The organism is Klebsiella sp. R445 (assembly GCF_051131755.1).
Taxonomy (GTDB): Bacteria; Pseudomonadota; Gammaproteobacteria; order Enterobacterales; family Enterobacteriaceae; genus Klebsiella; species Klebsiella lignicola.
The window spans coordinates 888,069-906,022 of record NZ_CP180446.1; the positions used below are offsets into that span (position 1 = coordinate 888,069).

17 protein-coding genes and 1 pseudogene are annotated in these 17,954 nt (G+C 54.5%); 10 read left to right on the forward strand and 8 right to left on the reverse strand.

Annotation, left to right across the window (positions count from 1 at the left end; all coding sequences use genetic code 11):
• Window positions 1-9: 9 nt before the first annotated feature.
• Complete coding sequence (gene gapA / locus ACMYSN_RS04100) at window positions 10-1,005, forward strand: glyceraldehyde-3-phosphate dehydrogenase (protein ID WP_004860805.1); 996 nt, start codon at window positions 10-12, stop codon at window positions 1,003-1,005.
• Between the two features lie 131 nt (window positions 1,006-1,136).
• Complete coding sequence (locus ACMYSN_RS04105) at window positions 1,137-2,024, forward strand: D-hexose-6-phosphate mutarotase (protein ID WP_462497108.1); 888 nt, start codon at window positions 1,137-1,139, stop codon at window positions 2,022-2,024.
• An 81-nt stretch (window positions 2,025-2,105) separates the two neighbouring features.
• On the opposite strand, the gene ACMYSN_RS04110 is transcribed toward ACMYSN_RS04105, so the two are convergent.
• The 3 genes and pseudogenes from ACMYSN_RS04110 to ACMYSN_RS04120 all read right to left on the reverse strand — a co-directional run bounded on the left by ACMYSN_RS04110 (window position 2,106) and on the right by ACMYSN_RS04120 (window position 5,356).
• Window positions 2,106-3,563 carry an anion permease gene (locus tag ACMYSN_RS04110; protein ID WP_174508950.1) on the reverse strand — a complete coding sequence of 486 codons (1,458 nt, stop codon included), beginning with the start codon at window positions 3,561-3,563 and terminating at the stop codon, window positions 2,106-2,108.
• A 99-nt stretch (window positions 3,564-3,662) separates the two neighbouring features.
• A pseudogene (locus ACMYSN_RS04115) lies at window positions 3,663-4,506 on the reverse strand (aldo/keto reductase).
• Between the two features lie 103 nt (window positions 4,507-4,609).
• Window positions 4,610-5,356, reverse strand: a complete 747-nt coding sequence (locus ACMYSN_RS04120) for a MipA/OmpV family protein (RefSeq protein WP_123753979.1) — start codon at window positions 5,354-5,356, stop codon at window positions 4,610-4,612.
• 428 nt (window positions 5,357-5,784) lie between these two features.
• Between ACMYSN_RS04120 and yeaG the strand changes: the two genes are divergently transcribed.
• The gene (yeaG, locus tag ACMYSN_RS04125; RefSeq protein ID WP_462497109.1) at window positions 5,785-7,719 is read left to right on the forward strand and encodes a PrkA family serine protein kinase; all 1,935 of its coding nucleotides are present in this window, start codon (window positions 5,785-5,787) and stop codon (window positions 7,717-7,719) included.
• Window positions 7,720-7,886: 167 nt separating this feature from the next.
• Entirely contained in the window at window positions 7,887-9,170 is a 1,284-nt protein-coding gene (locus tag ACMYSN_RS04130) for a YeaH/YhbH family protein (RefSeq protein ID WP_123753977.1), read from the forward strand.
• Between the two features lie 141 nt (window positions 9,171-9,311).
• Here ACMYSN_RS04130 and ACMYSN_RS04135 read toward each other — a convergent pair whose 3' ends face one another.
• Entirely contained in the window at window positions 9,312-10,013 is a 702-nt protein-coding gene (locus tag ACMYSN_RS04135; protein ID WP_462497110.1) for an oligogalacturonate-specific porin KdgM family protein, read from the reverse strand.
• 674 nt (window positions 10,014-10,687) lie between these two features.
• Between ACMYSN_RS04135 and ACMYSN_RS04140 the strand changes: the two genes are divergently transcribed.
• Window positions 10,688-11,227, forward strand: a complete 540-nt coding sequence (locus ACMYSN_RS04140) for a helix-turn-helix transcriptional regulator (RefSeq protein ID WP_462497111.1) — start codon at window positions 10,688-10,690, stop codon at window positions 11,225-11,227.
• Window positions 11,228-11,300: 73 nt separating this feature from the next.
• Here ACMYSN_RS04140 and ACMYSN_RS04145 read toward each other — a convergent pair whose 3' ends face one another.
• Window positions 11,301-12,467 carry a glycosyltransferase family 9 protein gene (locus ACMYSN_RS04145; RefSeq protein ID WP_462498196.1) on the reverse strand — a complete coding sequence of 389 codons (1,167 nt, stop codon included), beginning with the start codon at window positions 12,465-12,467 and terminating at the stop codon, window positions 11,301-11,303.
• A gap of 273 nt (window positions 12,468-12,740) precedes the next feature.
• On the opposite strand from ACMYSN_RS04145, the gene ACMYSN_RS04150 reads away from it, so the two are divergent.
• Together ACMYSN_RS04150 and ACMYSN_RS04155 are read left to right on the forward strand one after the other, a co-directional pair.
• Window positions 12,741-13,241 carry a YbaK/prolyl-tRNA synthetase associated domain-containing protein gene (locus ACMYSN_RS04150; RefSeq protein ID WP_462497112.1) on the forward strand — a complete coding sequence of 167 codons (501 nt, stop codon included), beginning with the start codon at window positions 12,741-12,743 and terminating at the stop codon, window positions 13,239-13,241.
• A 135-nt stretch (window positions 13,242-13,376) separates the two neighbouring features.
• Window positions 13,377-13,823 carry a DUF441 domain-containing protein gene (locus ACMYSN_RS04155; protein WP_123753972.1) on the forward strand — a complete coding sequence of 149 codons (447 nt, stop codon included), beginning with the start codon at window positions 13,377-13,379 and terminating at the stop codon, window positions 13,821-13,823.
• On the opposite strand, the gene ACMYSN_RS04160 is transcribed toward ACMYSN_RS04155, so the two are convergent.
• On the reverse strand, window positions 13,807-14,601 hold the full coding sequence (locus ACMYSN_RS04160) for an AraC family transcriptional regulator (RefSeq protein WP_462497113.1): 795 nt from the start codon (window positions 14,599-14,601) through the stop codon (window positions 13,807-13,809). The two genes, ACMYSN_RS04155 and ACMYSN_RS04160, sit on opposite strands and share 17 nt — an antisense overlap.
• Window positions 14,602-14,698: 97 nt before the next feature.
• On the opposite strand from ACMYSN_RS04160, the gene ACMYSN_RS04165 reads away from it, so the two are divergent.
• A complete protein-coding gene (locus ACMYSN_RS04165) occupies window positions 14,699-15,886 on the forward strand; it encodes a CynX/NimT family MFS transporter (protein WP_462497114.1) in 1,188 nt (395 codons plus the stop codon).
• Window positions 15,887-15,947: 61 nt separating this feature from the next.
• On the opposite strand, the gene ACMYSN_RS04170 is transcribed toward ACMYSN_RS04165, so the two are convergent.
• A complete protein-coding gene (locus ACMYSN_RS04170) occupies window positions 15,948-16,640 on the reverse strand; it encodes a CTP synthase (protein ID WP_462497115.1) in 693 nt (230 codons plus the stop codon).
• 184 nt (window positions 16,641-16,824) lie between these two features.
• On the opposite strand from ACMYSN_RS04170, the gene ACMYSN_RS04175 reads away from it, so the two are divergent.
• Both ACMYSN_RS04175 and ACMYSN_RS04180 read left to right on the forward strand, forming a co-directional pair.
• Window positions 16,825-17,334, forward strand: coding sequence for a 2-thiouracil desulfurase family protein (locus tag ACMYSN_RS04175; protein ID WP_462497116.1), 510 nt, complete (start codon window positions 16,825-16,827; stop codon window positions 17,332-17,334).
• Window positions 17,321-17,668, forward strand: coding sequence for a DUF488 domain-containing protein (locus tag ACMYSN_RS04180; protein WP_174508959.1), 348 nt, complete (start codon window positions 17,321-17,323; stop codon window positions 17,666-17,668). Before ACMYSN_RS04175 ends, ACMYSN_RS04180 begins: the two co-directional genes overlap by 14 nt.
• 10 nt (window positions 17,669-17,678) lie before the next feature.
• On the opposite strand, the gene ACMYSN_RS04185 is transcribed toward ACMYSN_RS04180, so the two are convergent.
• The gene (locus ACMYSN_RS04185; protein WP_462497117.1) at window positions 17,679-17,921 is read right to left on the reverse strand and encodes a putative hemolysin; all 243 of its coding nucleotides are present in this window, start codon (window positions 17,919-17,921) and stop codon (window positions 17,679-17,681) included.
• Between the last annotated feature and the right edge of the window lie 33 nt (window positions 17,922-17,954).

Sequence of the window (17,954 nt, forward strand, 5' to 3'; positions counted from 1 at the left end):
GTGGAATATATGACTATCAAAGTAGGTATCAACGGTTTTGGCCGTATCGGTCGCATTGTTTTCCGTGCTGCTCAGGAACGTTCTGACATCGAGATCGTTGCAATCAACGACCTGTTAGACGCTGACTACATGGCATACATGCTGAAGTATGACTCCACTCACGGCCGTTTCAACGGTACCGTTGAAGTGAAAGACGGTCATCTGATCGTTAACGGTAAAAAAATCCGTGTTACCGCTGAACGTGATCCGGCTAACCTGAAGTGGAACGAAGCAGGTGTTGACGTTGTTGCAGAAGCAACTGGTCTGTTCCTGACTGACGAAACCGCTCGTAAACACATCACTGCTGGCGCGAAAAAAGTCGTTCTGACTGGCCCGTCCAAAGACAACACTCCGATGTTTGTTAAAGGCGCTAACTTTGACAAATACGAAGGCCAGGACATCGTTTCTAACGCATCCTGCACCACCAACTGCCTGGCACCGCTGGCTAAAGTTATCAACGACAACTTCGGCATCATCGAAGGTCTGATGACTACTGTTCACGCGACCACCGCAACTCAGAAAACCGTTGATGGCCCGTCTCACAAAGACTGGCGCGGCGGCCGCGGCGCAGCTCAGAACATCATCCCGTCCTCTACCGGTGCTGCTAAAGCAGTAGGTAAAGTACTGCCAGAACTGAATGGCAAACTGACTGGTATGGCGTTCCGCGTTCCTACTCCGAACGTATCCGTTGTTGACCTGACCGTTCGTCTGGAAAAAGCTGCTTCTTATGAAGAAATTAAGAAAGCAATCAAAGCTGCTTCCGAAGGCGCAATGAAAGGCGTTCTGGGCTACACCGAAGACGACGTTGTATCTACCGATTTCAACGGTGAAGTTTGCACTTCCGTGTTCGATGCTAAAGCTGGTATCGCACTGAACGACAACTTCGTGAAACTGGTTTCCTGGTACGACAACGAAACTGGTTACTCCAACAAAGTTCTGGACCTGATCGCTCACATCTCTAAATAAGTTGAGATGAGAATCTGATCCAAAAAGGCGACTTCGGTCGCCTTTTTTTATGTACACGCCACCCCGCATGCTGCCTGTGCACTGGCTGCCTTTTGGGGGATGGAGGTGTCACGCCAACGAAGGATTGCACCATGATTAATAAAATTTTTGCTCTCCCGGTTATTGAAGAAATCTCGCCTGTCCTGTCCCGCCGTCAGCTCGATGAGCTGGAGCTGATCGTTGTTGACCATCCGCAGGTCAAAGCCTCCGTCGCCTTCCAGGGCGCCCACCTGCTGTCGTGGAAACCTGCCGGCGAGGAAGAAGTCCTGTGGCTGAGCGGGAACACGCCATTCAAAACCGGCGTTGCGCTGCGCGGCGGCGTACCGGTGTGCTGGCCGTGGTTCGGCCCGTCGGCACAGCAAGGTCTGCCTTCCCACGGCTTCGCCCGTAACCTGCCGTGGACGCTGAAAGGCCATGATGAAGACGACAGCGGCGTGATGCTGACCTTCGAACTGCAAAGCAGCGAGGAGACCCGTCAATACTGGCCGCATGACTTCACCCTCTATGCGCGCTTCAAACTGGGTAAAACCTGCGAGATCGAACTGGAAGCGCACGGCGAGTTTGAAACCACCTCCGCGCTGCACACCTACTTCAACGTCGGCGATATCGCTGCCGTTAAAGTCAGCGGCCTGGGCGATCGCTACATCGATAAAGTCAAAAATGCCGAAGAAGGCGTGCTGAGCGACGGCGTACAGACCTTCCCGGACCGTACCGACCGCGTATACCTCAATGCCGAAGCCTGCAGCGTGATCCACGACGATGCGCTGAACCGCAATATCGACGTTGTCCATCATCATCACAGCAACGTGGTCGGCTGGAACCCTGGCCCGGCGCTGTCCGTGAGCATGGGCGATATGCCGGATGATGGTTACAAGACCTTCGTTTGTGTGGAAACCTGCTGCGTTACCGAACCGCAGAAAACCAGCGAAGAGAAGCCTTCTCGCCTGGCGCAAACTATTCGCGTCGTGAAACGCGGATAATCCCCGCCCTCCCGCGATGCGGGACACGCCGGATCAAAAACAGGGCGATATCGCCCTGTTTTTATGGCTGACAAACGTCCGTTACCAGAATCCCACCAGCTTCATCCACGCACCGCCCAATACCAACCAGATAGCAATAGACGCCAGTGAAACCACAAAGCTGACGCTCCACCACTGCCCTGTGGTGTTATAGCCCGAACCAAACAGCGCCGGCCCCGGGCCCCCCGAGTATTGCGTCAGCCCCATCGACAGATTAGAGGTATATCCGAGCACCAGCGCGGCGAAAAGCGGCGGTACGCCGACGGAAACCGCCACCGCCAGGAAAGCCAGATACATCGCGGAAATATGCGCCATCGCCGAGGCGAAGAAATAGCGGGTATAGAAATAGACCACCACCAGCAGTAAAAACACGGTGATCCATTCAAAGTGCCCGACATAACCGACAATGCGCTCCGATATCCATTTGATCATGCCATATTTGTTAAGCGCGTTGGCCATCATCACCAGCACCGCGAACCAGAACATAGTGTCCCAGGCGGTTTTTTCTTCAATGATGTTTTTCCACGACATGATGTTGCTGATCAGCAGCACCATCAGCCCAATAAACGCCGAGAGCGTGGCGGGAATGGAAAAGAAGATATCCCCGACGGTCCAGAGCAAGATCAGCAGCACAAAATCAAAGGCGAGGATTTTCTCTGCCAGCGACATCGGCCCCATTTTGCGCAGCTCTTCGCGGGCAATAGCCGGGATTTCCGGCGTTTTCTTCAACTGCGGCGGATAAATCGCGTAGATCACCAGCGGCAGCAGGATCAGCGAGGCAATCCCCGGTACGATGGCCCCGACAAACCACGTCGTCCAGGTGATCTCGATTCCCTGACTTCTCGCCAGCTCAGCCACCAGCGGATTGCCGGCCATGGCCGTTAAAAACATCGTACAGACGATGGCATCGATCTGCGACACGCAGATCATCAAGAACGCCCCGGCTTTTCTCGCCGTCGCCCCCGGTTCGGACTGGTAGGCGGTGGCAATGGATTGGGTAATCGGATACATAATTCCGCCGCCCCGCGCGGACGCCGAGGGGATCCCTGGCCCGAGAACCACGTCCGACAAGGCCAGGCCGTAGGCCACGCCCAACATGCTGGATCCGCACTTAGAGATAAACCACAGCGCCACCCGCTTGCCCAGCCCGGTTTTGATCACCGCCCGGGAGATGAACATCGCGATACCAATCAGCCAGATGGTGCCGTTGGCAAACCCGGATAGCGCCGCGACTTTGTCGCTCTTACCCGGCGAGAGAGGCGTCACTCCCAAAAAGGCGGAGACGATCAACGCAATCATCGTCACCGCGCCCATCGGCAGCACTTTCAGGATAATGGCGAAGATGGTGGCGGCAAAAATGGCAAACATCTGCCAGGCGTGGAGGGTGAGCCCATCGGGTGGTGGAGTAAACCAGATAATCACGCCGAAGAGTATTGTCAGAACGGCTTTCCACAGCGGGAAAGCCAGCTTCACATCCAGAGGCTGAGTAGGTTCAGTCATATGTATCTCCTTTTTCTTGTATCTTTAAGGGGATACTCACGACTGAGCCATGATTCTCATCAACAAAGCGCCAACGTTTTTTGGCTGAATAGTTCTCTTTTACACCATATCCAGCGGCGTTTTGTGGCCCGGGGCCGGAAAGGCCTGCTCCATTAGCGCGATATCGTGCTCATCCAGCACCACCTCAAGCGCGGCGGCGTTCTCTTCGACGTGGTCCACACTTCCCGCTTTTGGAATCGCGATCACACCCCGGTGGCTGATGACCCACGCTAATAACAGTTGGGCCACGGTAATGCCTTTTTGCATCGCCAGTTTGCTCAGTGCAGGATGATTCATTAAGCCATTGCGCAAGCGCCCCGCCTGAGCCAGCGGGCTGTAGGCCATTACCGGCAGCGACTGTTGCTGGCACCACGGCAGCAGGTCATGCTCAATGCCCCGTGACGCGAGGTGATAGAGCACCTGATTGGTGGCCGTCAGCCACCTGCCACAGCGCCTGCATCTCGTCTATGTCGAGGTTTGATACGCCCCAGCGGCGAATTTTGCCCTGCGCGACCAGCTTCTCCATTGCCTCAACGGTCTCGGCAAAGGTGAACTCACCGCCCCAGTGCAGCAGATACATATCAAGATAGTCGGTACGCAAACGGCGCAGGCTAGCCTCGCAGGCGGTCACCATTTTTTGCCCGCCGGCATTCCACGGATAGACCTTGGACACCAGTATCACCCGGTCACGCAGGCCGCAAATCGCCTCGCCCACCACCTCTTCTGCCCCGCCGTCGGCGTACATTTCGGCGGTATCGATAAGCGTCAGCCCTCGTTCAACGCCCGCACGTAGTGCAGCGACCTCCTGCGAGCGCCGGGCGCTATTTTCGCCCATAAACCAGGTGCCTTGCCCGATAGCCGGAACCGCCGCCCCCTCGCCAAAACGCACTGTTTTTCCCATCATCGACTCCTCGGGGTAGATTGTTGCACCACCGTAATGCAAAACGGGGCGTAACGCCCCGTTATGATGCATGAAATTCTTGGTTATGGTGCACAACGGCTGCCAATCAGAAGGTATAGGTGATCCCGGTGGAGATCAGGCCGCTCCAGGATTTATCCACCATCGGGCTATCGGTGATTTCATCGGCCAGGCGGGTGTAGCGCGCGACGCCATAGACGCTCCAGTCACCGAGGAAACGATAGTTTGCCGACAGCTCAAGATAAGGGTTCCAGCTGCTGTCCGGGTCATAGCTACGCATACCGCTACGATTTGACTCATGCTGTGACACACCGTAGTAGTATTCGTTCTGATTGTCGCTGTTCCACTCGAGGCCAATGCCCGGCGTCACGGTCAGGTTGCCGTTGGTGTAGCGATACAACCAGGCCGCATCCCAGGTGATACCATTGCTCTGATCCAGCGTATCGCCCGCGAGAGTGGTGCGCAGAAAGCCATATTGTGTGTTGTGGATATAGGTCAGCCCGGCCATCATGGTGGTTTTACGACGGTCCAGCTTGCGCATTTGCTCGCTGTCACTGTCGCCCGGCTTGAAGTACATCGGCGACCAGTAAGCGGTAATAGACAGTTTGTCGCTGTTGTCATTCCATAAATAGTAACCGCCACCTAAGCCGTGAAACCAAAAACTGTCGCTTTCATAGCTGATGGCCGGGACCGGATAGACATCGACATCATATTGTTTATACGGGCTTTCGACGATACCCACGCCGGCCCCTAACGTAAATTTCCCTTCAGCGTGGGCCGCTGAAACAGATGCTGCAAGGCACACACTGAGTGCCAGCGGTTTGATCTTATTCACAATCCATTTTCCCGTTTGTCAAATAATACGCCCCGGCAGTTTAACGTCGTAGACCTCATGCCTCAAATTCTTTACCCGTCATTACATAAAACCATTCAATCTGGCATCAACCTGTGACCATTCGCTTGCAGGGAAATGACACCACGATGACAGCACCTGACAATTGATGCGAAATAGCCGCTCTTTTCCGGATGAGTTATTGATATGTCATTGAAATTGTATTTTGGCGCCATGCAAGTTTTCTAAATGCATCTACGCTTTAATTTAGAAGACGTCTTTCTGCCGCACGCGATCTTTACCCCCCCAACAACCTGGCATAAGGGTTGCTGGAGAATCAGTGAACGTCGTGCAGTTTACCTCTTCCGGGAGCTCCCACTATTCATATGAACGGCTCTCAACTTGTGCTAAAAACGAAAGGACGGCATGCCATGAATATATTCGATCACTATCGCCAGCGTTATGAAGCTGCCAAGGACGAAGAGTTCACACTGCAGGAATTTCTTACCATCTGCCGGCAAGATCGCAGTGCTTATGCCAACGCGGCAGAACGGCTACTGATGGCTATTGGTGAACCAGTTATGGTCGATACGGCCCTGGAGCCACGGCTGTCCCGTCTCTTTTCAAACCGGGTAGTCGCACGCTATCCGGCATTTGAAGAGTTTTACGGTATGGAAGATGCTATTGAGCAGATCGTTTCTTACCTGAAACATGCCGCGCAAGGCCTGGAAGAGAAGAAACAGATCCTGTATCTGCTGGGGCCGGTCGGCGGGGGTAAATCATCGCTGGCCGAACGTCTGAAGTCCCTAATGCAGCGCGTACCGATTTACGTACTCAGCGCTAACGGTGAGCGTAGCCCGGTCAATGACCATCCGCTGTGCCTGTTTAACCCGCAGGAAGATGCCCAGATTCTGGATAAAGAGTATGGCGTACCGACCCGCTACCTCGGCACCATTATGTCGCCGTGGGCGGCAAAACGTCTGCATGAGTTCGGCGGCGACATCACCAAATTCCGCGTCATCAAAGTCTGGCCCTCCATCCTTGAGCAGATTGCCATCGCCAAAACGGAACCCGGTGATGAAAACAACCAGGATATCTCGGCGCTGGTTGGTAAAGTGGACATTCGTAAACTGGAGCACTATGCCCAGAACGATCCGGACGCCTATGGCTACTCCGGCGCCCTGTGCCGCGCCAACCAGGGGATTATGGAATTCGTCGAGATGTTTAAAGCACCAATTAAGGTGCTGCATCCGCTGCTGACGGCCACCCAGGAAGGGAACTATAACGGTACCGAGGGAATTTCCGCCCTGCCGTTCAACGGCATTATTCTCGCCCACTCGAACGAATCGGAATGGGTGACATTCCGTAATAACAAAAACAATGAGGCCTTCCTCGACCGTGTGTATATCGTCAAGGTGCCTTATTGCCTGCGCATTTCCGAAGAGATGCGTATTTACGAAAAACTGCTCAATAACAGTGAGCTGACCCACGCGCCTTGCGCGCCCGGCACCCTTGAGACGCTGTCCCGCTTCTCTATTCTCTCACGCCTGAAAGAGCCGGAAAACTCGAGCATTTACTCTAAAATGCGCGTTTATGACGGTGAAAGTCTGAAAGACACCGACCCGAAAGCGAAATCCTACCAGGAGTATCGCGATTACGCCGGCGTTGATGAAGGCATGAATGGTCTGTCCACCCGCTTCGCCTTCAAAATATTGTCACGCGTGTTTAACTTTGACCACGTCGAGGTCGCCGCCAACCCGGTGCATCTGTTCTACGTGCTGGAGCAGCAAATCGAGCGTGAGCAGTTCCCGCAGGAGCAAGCGGAACGCTATCTGGAATTCCTCAAAGGCTATCTGATCCCGAAATACGCCGAGTTTATCGGCAAAGAGATCCAGACCGCCTACCTGGAATCCTACTCCGAATACGGGCAGAACATTTTCGACCGTTATGTCACCTATGCGGACTTTTGGATCCAGGATCAGGAGTATCGTGACCCGGATACCGGTCAGTTGTTTGACCGTGAGTCCCTGAATGGGGAGCTGGAAAAAATTGAGAAGCCTGCCGGGATCAGCAACCCGAAAGACTTCCGTAACGAGATCGTCAACTTCGTGCTGCGTGCAAGGGCCAACAACAACGGCCGCAATCCAAACTGGACCAGCTACGAAAAACTGCGCACGGTTATCGAGAAGAAAATGTTCTCGAATACCGAAGAGCTGTTGCCGGTCATTTCGTTCAACGCCAAAACCTCAACCGACGAGCAGAAAAAGCACGACGATTTTGTCGACCGTATGATGGAGAAAGGCTATACCCGCAAGCAGGTCCGTCTGCTGTGCGAATGGTATCTGCGTGTACGTAAATCGTCCTGACGGAGCAGCCCGGCAGTGACGTCACTGCCGGGTATATAACAACTGCGTATGCCCGTAATCAATCGGCGATGGGCGTGGGAAGCGCCCAGGGTCAGCGGCCCGGAAAGCGGACCGCCGAGGCTTGAGTGATGAACGGCAGAGTTGGCAATTGCGGTACAGGAGGGCATATGACCTGGTTCATAGACCGGCGCCTGAACGGGAAAAATAAAAGTGCGGTGAACCGCCAGCGCTTTTTGCGCCGTTATAAGGCGCAGATAAAACAGTCGATCTCCGAGGCAATTAACAAGCGCTCGGTGACCGATATTGACAGTGGAGAGTCCGTCTCCATCCCAACGGATGATATCAACGAACCGATGTTTCATCAGGGTCGCGGTGGGCTGCGCAATCGCGTCCATCCCGGCAACGATCACTTCGTCCAGAACGACCGCATCGAACGACCCCAGGGCGGCGGAGGCGGCGGCGGGAGCGGACAGGGGCAAGCCAGCGCCGATGGCGAAGGCCAGGACGGGTTTGTCTTTCAGATTTCCAAAGACGAGTACCTTGATCTGCTGTTTGAGGATCTCGCCCTGCCGAATCTGAAGAAAAACCAGCAACGTCAGCTCACCGAGTTTAAAACCCACCGCGCGGGCTTCACTGCCAACGGGGTGCCAGCCAACATTAGCGTTGTCCGCTCGCTACAGAATTCGCTGGCGCGGCGTACCGCTATGACCGCTGGCAAACGCCGCGAACTGCGGGCGCTGGAGGAGGACCTCGATACCATCAGCAAAAGTGAGCCAGCGCAATTGCTGGAGGAAGAACGTCTACGCCAGGAGATCGCCGAGCTACGGGCAAAAATCGACCGGGTACCGTTTATTGATACCTTTGATTTGCGTTACAAGAACTATGAAAAGCGGCCTGAGCCTTCCAGCCAGGCGGTGATGTTCTGTCTGATGGACGTGTCGGGATCCATGGATCAGGTGACGAAGGATATGGCTAAACGTTTTTACATCCTGCTGTATCTGTTCCTCAGCCGGACCTATAAAAACGTCGAAGTGGTCTATATTCGCCACCATACCCAGGCCAAAGAGGTCGACGAGCATGAGTTCTTCTATTCGCAGGAGACCGGCGGCACGATCGTTTCGAGCGCCCTGAAGCTGATGGATGAAGTGGTGAAAGCGCGCTATGACCCGTCGCAGTGGAATATCTATGCGGCGCAGGCCTCGGATGGTGATAACTGGGCCGATGACTCACCGCTGTGTCACGAACTGCTGGCGAAAAACATCCTGCCGGTGGTGCGTTACTACAGCTACATCGAGATAACCCGCCGGGCGCACCAGACGCTGTGGCGTGAATACGAGCATCTGCAGGAGAAGTTCGACAACTTCGCCATGCAGCATATCCGCGATCAGGAAGATATCTACCCGGTCTTCCGTGAACTGTTCCATAAGCAGGGTACAGAAGTGAAAAACTAACCCGCAGATCGGCCAGCGACGCGACGTTTCTGGCTGATTTTTTGCCTTCCCCTTCCACCGGCAACATGCACCTTTGATGAACGCCCCATGGCCTGCACCGACAGACCATAGGGCTTAAGGCCGTTGAAACGGCACTCCGCATCAGAAGTTGTATTTCACACCGACGCGATAACGCGTTTGCCGCTCATCCGTCACTTTACTGCCTGAGATGTTGCCGATAGCCATATACGGCGACCAGTTCTTGTCGATTTTGTAGGTCAGTTTGAAATCATGAGTCCACTCATAGCTCTCATTATCTGACAGAATCACCCCGGCAGAGTTGGCTTTTTTATAGTCAAACTCATAGTCCAGTTGATAATCATTGAAGAATTTCCACGACAGGACGCTGGTCAGGTTATAGCCGTTTTCTGAGGTGTCCTTTTGGGTACCGATGTTGGTGGAGTTACGCTTGAAGTACGGGCGATAACGCAGCGTGGCGCTGACATCCTTGCTCAGGTTGACCTTACCACGCAGATAGGGGCGATAGTTATTTGAGGTTGAGCTACTATCCAGTGAAAAACCCGGTTCAACCTGAAAGGTATCATTGATTTTATAGACATAGCTGGCGATCGCTTCCGTACCGTTACTGACGGTCTCATTCCAGGCTTTATCTTTCTTCTGTGACCCCTTCCATTTGCCTTCCAGCGACAGACCAAAACCATTAGCAAAGCGATGCGACATTAACAACCGGTCTTTATGGTTATTACCGCCGCTGTCGTTAATCTCGTGACGATAGTCAAAAGTCACCGCATGAACCGAAATACTTAAAAGTGAAGCGCTAAGTAATAAAAGCGGACGCAACATATAACCCTCTATGTTTTTATATTCCAAAGGTAAGGGAAATCCCCTGCGCATTGGCAGGTGAATGAATAAAATCATTTTAATAATGGGGTGTGTGGTGCCGGGTGCCTCCCGGTGAATTGGGCGCTGAAACACCAATCCGTCCATAAAATAGAAACGTCATCAGAGGATACTCTCATGTCAGCATGACCCCTCCGCATAGGGGGATTCACCACACATAATTCTTTTACCTGTATGAGAAACATCAGGCAATGACCATATGATTTTATGGCCTACACTTTCACATAAATTGAAATATTGTTTTGAGATCGTGATCCAATTATTTATCAGTAAATTAAAATTAATTAAGATACTTTTAATAAAGATAATCCTAAGAATGCAAATCAATAAATACAAAGAGTTACGTAAAATCACCAGAAACTGGTCATTTAATTATCTGAAAAATTAAGAACGAGCATTTAAAAAAAGTAAAAATCATCCTGGCTAACAGAGAAGATGCGAACAATAAAATGCCGTAAGCTTGCCGGGTAACTTTAGGGCTGACAGACGCTGCAGGCTAAACGAAAGACAAACCATCTTACTGTCAGGATTGATTTGTTGAGGCAACAACACAACACTCAGGGAAACATCTGCGGAAACGCAGAGAATAACCGCACCACGACCGCTGGAGTCTCACTATGACTATCTATGGAAAGGACAGTTTTTACCTCTATGGGATAGAGAAAATTCTGAAAGAGTTACATCCTGAAGGAAGTAAATACGCTAATAACGAACAACCATATGTATATGTCACCTGCGGCATGGAGGTGCATGAAATATACTCTTTGTTATTTTCCAGGCCGCCAGTGCACCACTCTGTATTTATAACTTCAGAGCGTTATTTTGATACGATCAACCGGCTGTTCCCGGGATTAATAAAATTATATCTGCCGGAAAGGCTGGGCGTCGACGCGTTACGGCAGGCGCTGTGGGTGATGCGCTTGTTATCCGAGCAGAACAAAACGGCGGGCTACCTACCCCATACCTTCAAATTCACCACCGCGGAACAACAGATCATGAGGCTGCTGATACGCGGGCACTCGTTGGGAGATATTGCCCGCATCCGGGGCGTCAGCCCGACGACGGTGAGCGTCCAACGCAATGGCCTGATGAAACGCACGGGAACGAAAAGCCTGCAGGAGCTCTGCTCGCTCTATAGCGCTCTGAGCCCCTATTAACAAAAACGGCCGGCGGTATAATGCCGCGAGCCGTTGACGATTATGTCCAGGCCGCCAGCAAGGTCGCCGGCCGTCAGGCCGTTTCAATGCTGGCGCGTTCTGGCAGCACCCCGCCCTTCATCTCCGCCATAACCAGGCTGGCAATGTCGGCATGCTGATGCACCTTGCCGCACTGCAGAATAATCTGCCGCGCATTATCGTAGCCCGGCGCCCACAGCCGGTTATTCATCAACACGTCTTTATAGATGGCAATCAGCGGCTTCTTCCACGCCGCGGCCATATGCACGACCGAGGTGTCCGGCGAGATAATCAGGTCGGCACCGGCAATTAACGCCATCGCGTGATGCAGGGTCTTAAACGGGTTGATGCTCACCCCTTCCGGCAACGGGAGGCGGATTTCATTTCGGTGATCGAGCAAAATAATGTGCAGGTCAGGGTAGGCTTCGCGCAGCCTGTCGATGATGACCGACAGCTGCTCCTGCGACAAACTGCGGTCGGCATGGCCGGCAAAAATATTAATAACCACCTTTCTCCCGGCTAAACCGTCGAGATAAGCGCGGACTTGCTGACTAATATCCGCAGGGATATGCAGGTCATATCTCTCAAGGTGGCTGGCATCAAGATGCAGATAGTCGGCAATAAAGGTAAAGGTTTTGCTGACGTGCCAGTTTTCACAGTCAAAGGCAAAAGATTTGGTGTAATGGTTAATCGATGCCCATTTATTAAAGCCCAGTACCGATTTGGCTTTTATTTGGCGTAGTAACAGCATGCGGTGTATGGGCATATCGAATAACGAAGGGTCGATAACAATATCGTACTTATTATTCGCCAGCTCATTAATAACAGACTTAGGAACGTTATGGGTAAATTTGCGCAGAAAATCGCTTGAGGACACATTTTCAGCCTCATAGATCCGGCGGATGCCGGGATGATTTTTCATGACCAGGCTGTTCGATTTGGTCAGCAGAAAATCGACGATATAGCCCGATTCATGCAGGCATTTCACCAGCGCCGAATCTACAACGACATCGCCTATCGCCCCTTCATTGCGCATCAGTAACACCGTTTTCGCCGGTGATAATGCGGAATCATTGCGCTTGTGGTTGTCCCATAATGTTTTCGCAATATAAACACGCATAACATTGCGGACTTTCTTAGTAAAATAATTACGGCGCCTGTTCAGCTCCCTTATTTTTTTGAATTTTCGGGGGGATACGCGCACCGCGGTGTTTGCTTTCATCATAACCTCGTAACCACAATCAATAACATTCCTGCTGGTTTTGTTAAGGACTAAATAAAATGAGAAAAGTTCGATTGCGTAATATAAATCCTTACGCCAGCAGCATTCCAGCATTTTCCTTTGGAGACAAAATGAGTAAATTATGAATTAATTACGAATAATACCGCAGGTTATTAACGTTACCCCGCTCGGATGGCGATTGCCGCCGCCAGAGGTTTTCATCTGTTAAGAAGAAGTTTATGCTGATGGTTTTGCCAGGGTGGACGTCACAAAATGAACGCGCCAGAAAAACAGGATACCCATCGCCAGTTGCTCGCATTGCTTGATAACAATCAGGCGCACTATCGGGTGGTAGAACATGATGCCGTGGGCAAGTGCGAAGCCGTGTCAGAAATTCGCGGTACCGCGCTGGGCCAGGGCGCAAAAGCGCTGGTCTGCAAAGTTAAAGGCAACGGCGTGAATCAACACGTGCTGGCGATCCTCCCCGCCGACCAGCAGGCCGACCTGTCGCGTCTGGCGCAGCATCTTGGCGCGCGCAAAGCCTCACTGGCCAGCCCGGCCGAGGTCGATACCCTTACAGCCTGCGTTTTTGGCGCCATTCCGCCTTTCAGCTTCCATCCTGCGCTGCGGCTGATCGCCGATCCGCTACTGTTCGACCGCTACGGTGAAATCGCTTTTAATGCCGGCCTGCTGGAGAAATCAATCATCCTCAATACCGCCGACTATCTGCGCATTGCCCGTCCGGAGCTGCTGGCGTTTCGTCGCGAAGCCTGACGCTGATTCTGGCGTGCCGCTGGTGATTGTTATGCAGATGCATGAATACGCGGCCAGAAAGTAAAAAAAGCCTGTTTACTCACGCTATTACGCGTAAAGTAGACAGGCTTATTCTGTTGGCAAGGATCCCTTTTTATGTTCGATACCACCCTGTTTATTCTTCTGGGGCTGGCCGCGTTGGGTTTTGTTAGCCATAACACCACCGTCGCCATTTCTATCCTCGTGTTAATTATCGTCCGCGTGACCCCGCTCAACGTCTTTTTCCCGTGGATTGAAAAACAGGGGCTGACGATCGGCATTATCATTTTGACCATCGGCGTGATGGCGCCGATTGCCAGCGGCACCCTGCCGCCGTCAACGCTCCTCCACTCATTCGTGAACTGGAAGTCGCTGCTTGCCATTGCCGTCGGGGTGTTTGTCTCGTGGCTCGGCGGGCGCGGCGTGGCGCTGATGGGCTCGCAGCCGCAACTGGTGGCCGGGCTGCTGGTCGGCACGGTGCTGGGGGTGGCGCTGTTCCGCGGCGTACCGGTTGGCCCGCTGATTGCCGCCGGGATTATCTCGCTGTTTATCGGGAAGTCGTAGTCAGGCTCGCCAGGTAGCGTCCTGGGGTCTGCCCCAGCCCCTTTTTGAACATCGTAATAAAGGCGGTGGTCGAGTCGTAGCCGAGGGTTTGCGCCGTTTGCTGCACCGTCTGGCCGCGAATCAACATTTGCAGGGCCAGGATCAGCTGCAGCTGATGGCGCCAGCGACGAAAGCTCAGCCCGGTCTCCCGCACCACCAGTCGCGCCAGGTTGCGTTCGCTCATGGCAAACTCTGCGGCCCACTGCCCCAGTGTCTGCCAGCGCGCCGGATCAACCGCCATAACCTCCGCCATTTGCCGGATCCGCGGATGGGCGGAAACCGGCAGCTGAAGATGTTCCTGTGGTTGCTGCGGCAGCTCGTCGAATAACACCTGAACCAGCCGCTGGGTTGTCGGATGGGTTAACTCCGCCCCACTCCGACCGGCAAGCGCCAGAATCAACTCACGAACCAGCGGCGAAATTTTTAGCGTACAGCAGTGCTGCGGCATCGCTGCCGCCTCAGGTTCTATAAACAGAAAGCTGATTTGCGCCCCGGGCGTGGCGCGATTGCTGTGGGGCATCAGCCCGGGAACCCACACCGCATACTGCGGTGGCACCATCAACATGGCGTTTTCCACCTCGCAGGTGAGCGCACCGTGCAGCGCGAGAATCAGTTGGCCTTTCCGGTGCTGATGCTGCGCAATATATTGCTCATCTTCCACCACCTGTATGCGAAACGCGAGGGCCGCTTCGTGACCGCTGTCGGGGTCGTAGCCGTCGAGGCCGAGTCCAATCATCATTTTGTCCGATATTAGCGATAATCTGTCATTTTAGCTTGATTTAAACAGCGAGCAAACGCGCTATGGTAAGCGCCCTGTTTACTCGTCAGAGAACGTTATGAGTTCTGTTTTATCTTCTGCTACCGGCCGCCGCAATCTGCTGCTGATTACCGGTATTTTATTGATTGCCGCCACGCTGCGGGTCACCTTTACCGGCACCGCCCCGCTGCTGGATGCCATTCGCGCTGAATATGCGCTGACTACTGCACAAACCGGGATGCTTACCACGCTGCCGCTGCTGGCCTTTGGCCTAATCTCGCCGCTGGCGGCGGGTGTCGCCCGACGCTTCGGCATCGAACGTAGCCTGCTGGTCGCGTTGATACTGATTTGCCTCGGTATCGGCCTGCGTTCGCTGCCTTCAACCTTCCTGCTGTTTGGCGGGACGGCGATCATCGGCTGCGGTATTGCCCTGGGCAACGTTCTGCTGCCGGGCTTAATCAAGCGCGATTTCTCGCAGCACGTTGCCCGAATGACCGGGGCCTATTCGCTCACCATGGGCGGTGCGGCGGCGCTGGGTTCGGCGATGGTGGTCCCGCTGGCCATGGCCGGCTATGGCTGGCGCGGCGCGCTTCTGATGTTGATGGTCTTCCCGCTGCTGGCAGTGTTGTTCTGGCTGCCGCAATCGCGTAAGCCGTCGGTCGCACCGTTGACCGGCTCCGGCGCGATGCATAATCGCGGGATCTGGCGCTCGGCGCTGGCGTGGCAGGTGACGCTATTCCTCGGCATCAACTCGCTGGTGTATTACGTGATTATTGGCTGGCTGCCCGCTATCCTGCAGAGCCTCGGCTACAGCGAAGCGCAGGCAGGCTCCCTGCACGGCTTGCTGCAACTGGCAACCGCCGTACCGGGCCTGGCGATTCCGCTGATCCTCCATCGGTTGAAAGATCAGCGCGGGATTGCGATTCTGGTGGCTTTACTGTGCGCCATCAGCGCCTGCGGCCTGTGGTTCTGGCCCGGGCAGGCGGTATTGTGGACGCTGATCTTTGGGTTTGGTTCCGGTGCAACAATGATCCTCGGACTGACCTTTATTGGTCTGCGCGCCAGTTCCGCTCATCAGGCGGCGGCGCTGTCGGGTATGGCACAGGCGGTCGGCTATCTGCTGGCAGCCTGCGGGCCACCGTTGATGGGGAGAATACATGATGCCAATGGCAGCTGGCAGATTCCACTGCTCGCCGTGGCGCTGATTTCAGTGGTGATGGCGGTGTTTGGTGCCCTCGCCGGTCGTAACCGGGAGATCGCCGGATAACCCGCCACTGTCCTGCTAAGCCGCCAGCATGCTGGCGGCATCTTCACGTCGGATGGCGATGTTAATGGCTCGCCGCATGTAACAGCGCCTGCACCAGCGGCGACGGGCGGCCCTCCAGGGCGTTACGCTCATGCTGGAACAAGGTCGCCACAAAGAACGGATGGGTGACCAGTTCCACCGCGCGGATTTCCCCTTCGTCATCCCAGCCGGTAACCCGCAGATCGCCCTGCTCCAGTTCAGCCGCAAAGCTCTCAGAGATACCGTAATTGCAGTGGTAGCCCTCTTCGATATTATCGCGGCCATAGGCGCGCGCAATCAGGGTGTTGGCACGCAGTTCAATCGTGTCCGTTTTTTCCACCAGCGAGCAGCTTAATGGCGCAATGACCATCCGCCCTTCGGTGTCGGTTTCCGCATGCGCCGCATCCTGCCAGCCCAGCACATTGCGGGCATACTCGATAATCGCGTGCTGAAAACCACCGCAGGTTCCAAGGAACGGCACGCTGTTTTCACGGGCATAGCGAATGGCGGTAAACGCACCTTCGGCATGTTGGTACGGGCTGGCGGGCACCACCCAAATCGCATCGTAGTCGGCGAGCGCATCGGCATCGTGGATATCGCGGGTTGCCAGCCAGTCATAGCGTACTGGCAGTTCCATGACGGCGGCAGCATCATCGATAGCAAGGGGGATCGCTTTATGGGCAACCACGTCAGGATTGTAGTCACCAACCAGGGCAATACGCAGGGGGGAGTTCATAGCAGGTTCCTTATGTCATAGCGATTTTCGGGCAACACAAGGACGCTCAGGTTAGCGATCTCCGCTGCAGAACACAATCCCTATTTTTGCGCGGACCTCCTGCCATTTTTGGGGCGCTTTCCTGCGGGTAATTTTCATCTGAAGGCGTTATGGTATAGCGCAGAACAACACCGGCGGACGAAATATGAAGAGCAAGATTCTGGTCAGCGCCTGTTTGATGGGGTTTCAGGTGCGTTATAACGGCAGTGAAAAAGCGCAGCTTGCCGGGATGCTGGCGCGCTGGCAGCAGGATAACCGGCTGGTGATCCACTGCCCGGAACTGGCCGCCGGGCTGCCGATTCCGCGACTTCCCGCCGAGATTGTCAGCGCCCAGGGAGCAGAGGTGATGCAGGGTCGGGCGCAGATTGTTGAAAGCAACGGTCAGGACGTCACGGCACACTATCAGTTGGCCGCCTGGCTGGCGTTGCGGGCCGCCCAGGAATCCGGTTGCGATGCCGCGTTATTAACCGACGGTAGCCCAACCTGCGGCAGTCAGTTTATCTATGATGGCACCTTCAGCGGACAGCGAAAGCCGGGCTCAGGCGTCGCCGCAGCCCTGCTGCGCGAGCACGGTATTACGGTGTTTTCCGACGGGCAGGTACCGCAACTCCTCGCCTGGATGGCGGCAAGAGAGAACAACGATGATCCATTGTAAACGAGTATACGATCCGGCAGATCCCAGCGATGGTTATCGTGTCCTGGTGGACCGACTCTGGCCCCGCGGGATCAAAAAAGAGGCCCTGCTGCACGATGAGTGGTGTAAAACGCTCACCCCGTCCACGGCGCTACGTCAAGCGCTGCACGGCGGGGTGATCGATTTTAACCATTTCAGTCAGCAATATCGCGACGAACTCGACGCCCACCGTGACGAGGGATTGCGCCTCGCCACGCTGGCTCACCAGCAGCCGTTAACCTTGCTGTATGGTGCCAAAGATACCCGGCAAAACCATGCGCTGGTGCTGGCCCAGTGGCTGGAGACGCTGGCCTGATAGCGGTTCATCAGGATTTGGTAGGGTGGTCGCGACGCCAGAGCGCCCATTCGTCGATCGTTTCGCCACTCGGCAGTTTACAGTCCGAACGCGCACCCTGCGGAGTTTGTACCGGGATCAGCGTTCCCCCTTTCTGCGTACAGTAAACGGCAGCCGGGTTGGCCATGCCAATCTGTTGCGGCGGTGGCGGCGCATCCTGTTGCTGAGCACAGCCGGCAAGGGCCAGCGGCAGCATAATCGTCATCCACTTCATGTCGGTTCCCTTTTTGTACAGAGCGTGTATTCG

What these genes read in the sequence shown, in the direction of transcription:
- ACMYSN_RS04150 (WP_462497112.1), top strand. Translation starts at nt 12,741, where the DNA reads ATGAACGCGCCAGAAAAACAGGATACCCATCGCCAGTTGCTCGCATTG.
- gapA (WP_004860805.1), top strand. Translation starts at nt 10, where the DNA reads ATGACTATCAAAGTAGGTATCAACGGTTTTGGCCGTATCGGTCGCATT.
- ACMYSN_RS04110 (WP_174508950.1), bottom strand. Translation starts at nt 3,563, where the DNA reads ATGACTGAACCTACTCAGCCTCTGGATGTGAAGCTGGCTTTCCCGCTG.
- ACMYSN_RS04160 (WP_462497113.1), bottom strand. Translation starts at nt 14,601, where the DNA reads ATGATGATTGGACTCGGCCTCGACGGCTACGACCCCGACAGCGGTCAC.
- ACMYSN_RS04130 (WP_123753977.1), top strand. Translation starts at nt 7,887, where the DNA reads ATGACCTGGTTCATAGACCGGCGCCTGAACGGGAAAAATAAAAGTGCG.
- ACMYSN_RS04170 (WP_462497115.1), bottom strand. Translation starts at nt 16,640, where the DNA reads ATGAACTCCCCCCTGCGTATTGCCCTGGTTGGTGACTACAATCCTGAC.
- ACMYSN_RS04140 (WP_462497111.1), top strand. Translation starts at nt 10,688, where the DNA reads ATGACTATCTATGGAAAGGACAGTTTTTACCTCTATGGGATAGAGAAA.
- yeaG (WP_462497109.1), top strand. Translation starts at nt 5,785, where the DNA reads ATGAATATATTCGATCACTATCGCCAGCGTTATGAAGCTGCCAAGGAC.
- ACMYSN_RS04135 (WP_462497110.1), bottom strand. Translation starts at nt 10,013, where the DNA reads ATGTTGCGTCCGCTTTTATTACTTAGCGCTTCACTTTTAAGTATTTCG.
- ACMYSN_RS04145 (WP_462498196.1), bottom strand. Translation starts at nt 12,467, where the DNA reads ATGAAAGCAAACACCGCGGTGCGCGTATCCCCCCGAAAATTCAAAAAA.
- ACMYSN_RS04155 (WP_123753972.1), top strand. Translation starts at nt 13,377, where the DNA reads ATGTTCGATACCACCCTGTTTATTCTTCTGGGGCTGGCCGCGTTGGGT.
- ACMYSN_RS04165 (WP_462497114.1), top strand. Translation starts at nt 14,699, where the DNA reads ATGAGTTCTGTTTTATCTTCTGCTACCGGCCGCCGCAATCTGCTGCTG.
- ACMYSN_RS04105 (WP_462497108.1), top strand. Translation starts at nt 1,137, where the DNA reads ATGATTAATAAAATTTTTGCTCTCCCGGTTATTGAAGAAATCTCGCCT.
- ACMYSN_RS04185 (WP_462497117.1), bottom strand. Translation starts at nt 17,921, where the DNA reads ATGAAGTGGATGACGATTATGCTGCCGCTGGCCCTTGCCGGCTGTGCT.
- ACMYSN_RS04180 (WP_174508959.1), top strand. Translation starts at nt 17,321, where the DNA reads ATGATCCATTGTAAACGAGTATACGATCCGGCAGATCCCAGCGATGGT.
- ACMYSN_RS04175 (WP_462497116.1), top strand. Translation starts at nt 16,825, where the DNA reads ATGAAGAGCAAGATTCTGGTCAGCGCCTGTTTGATGGGGTTTCAGGTG.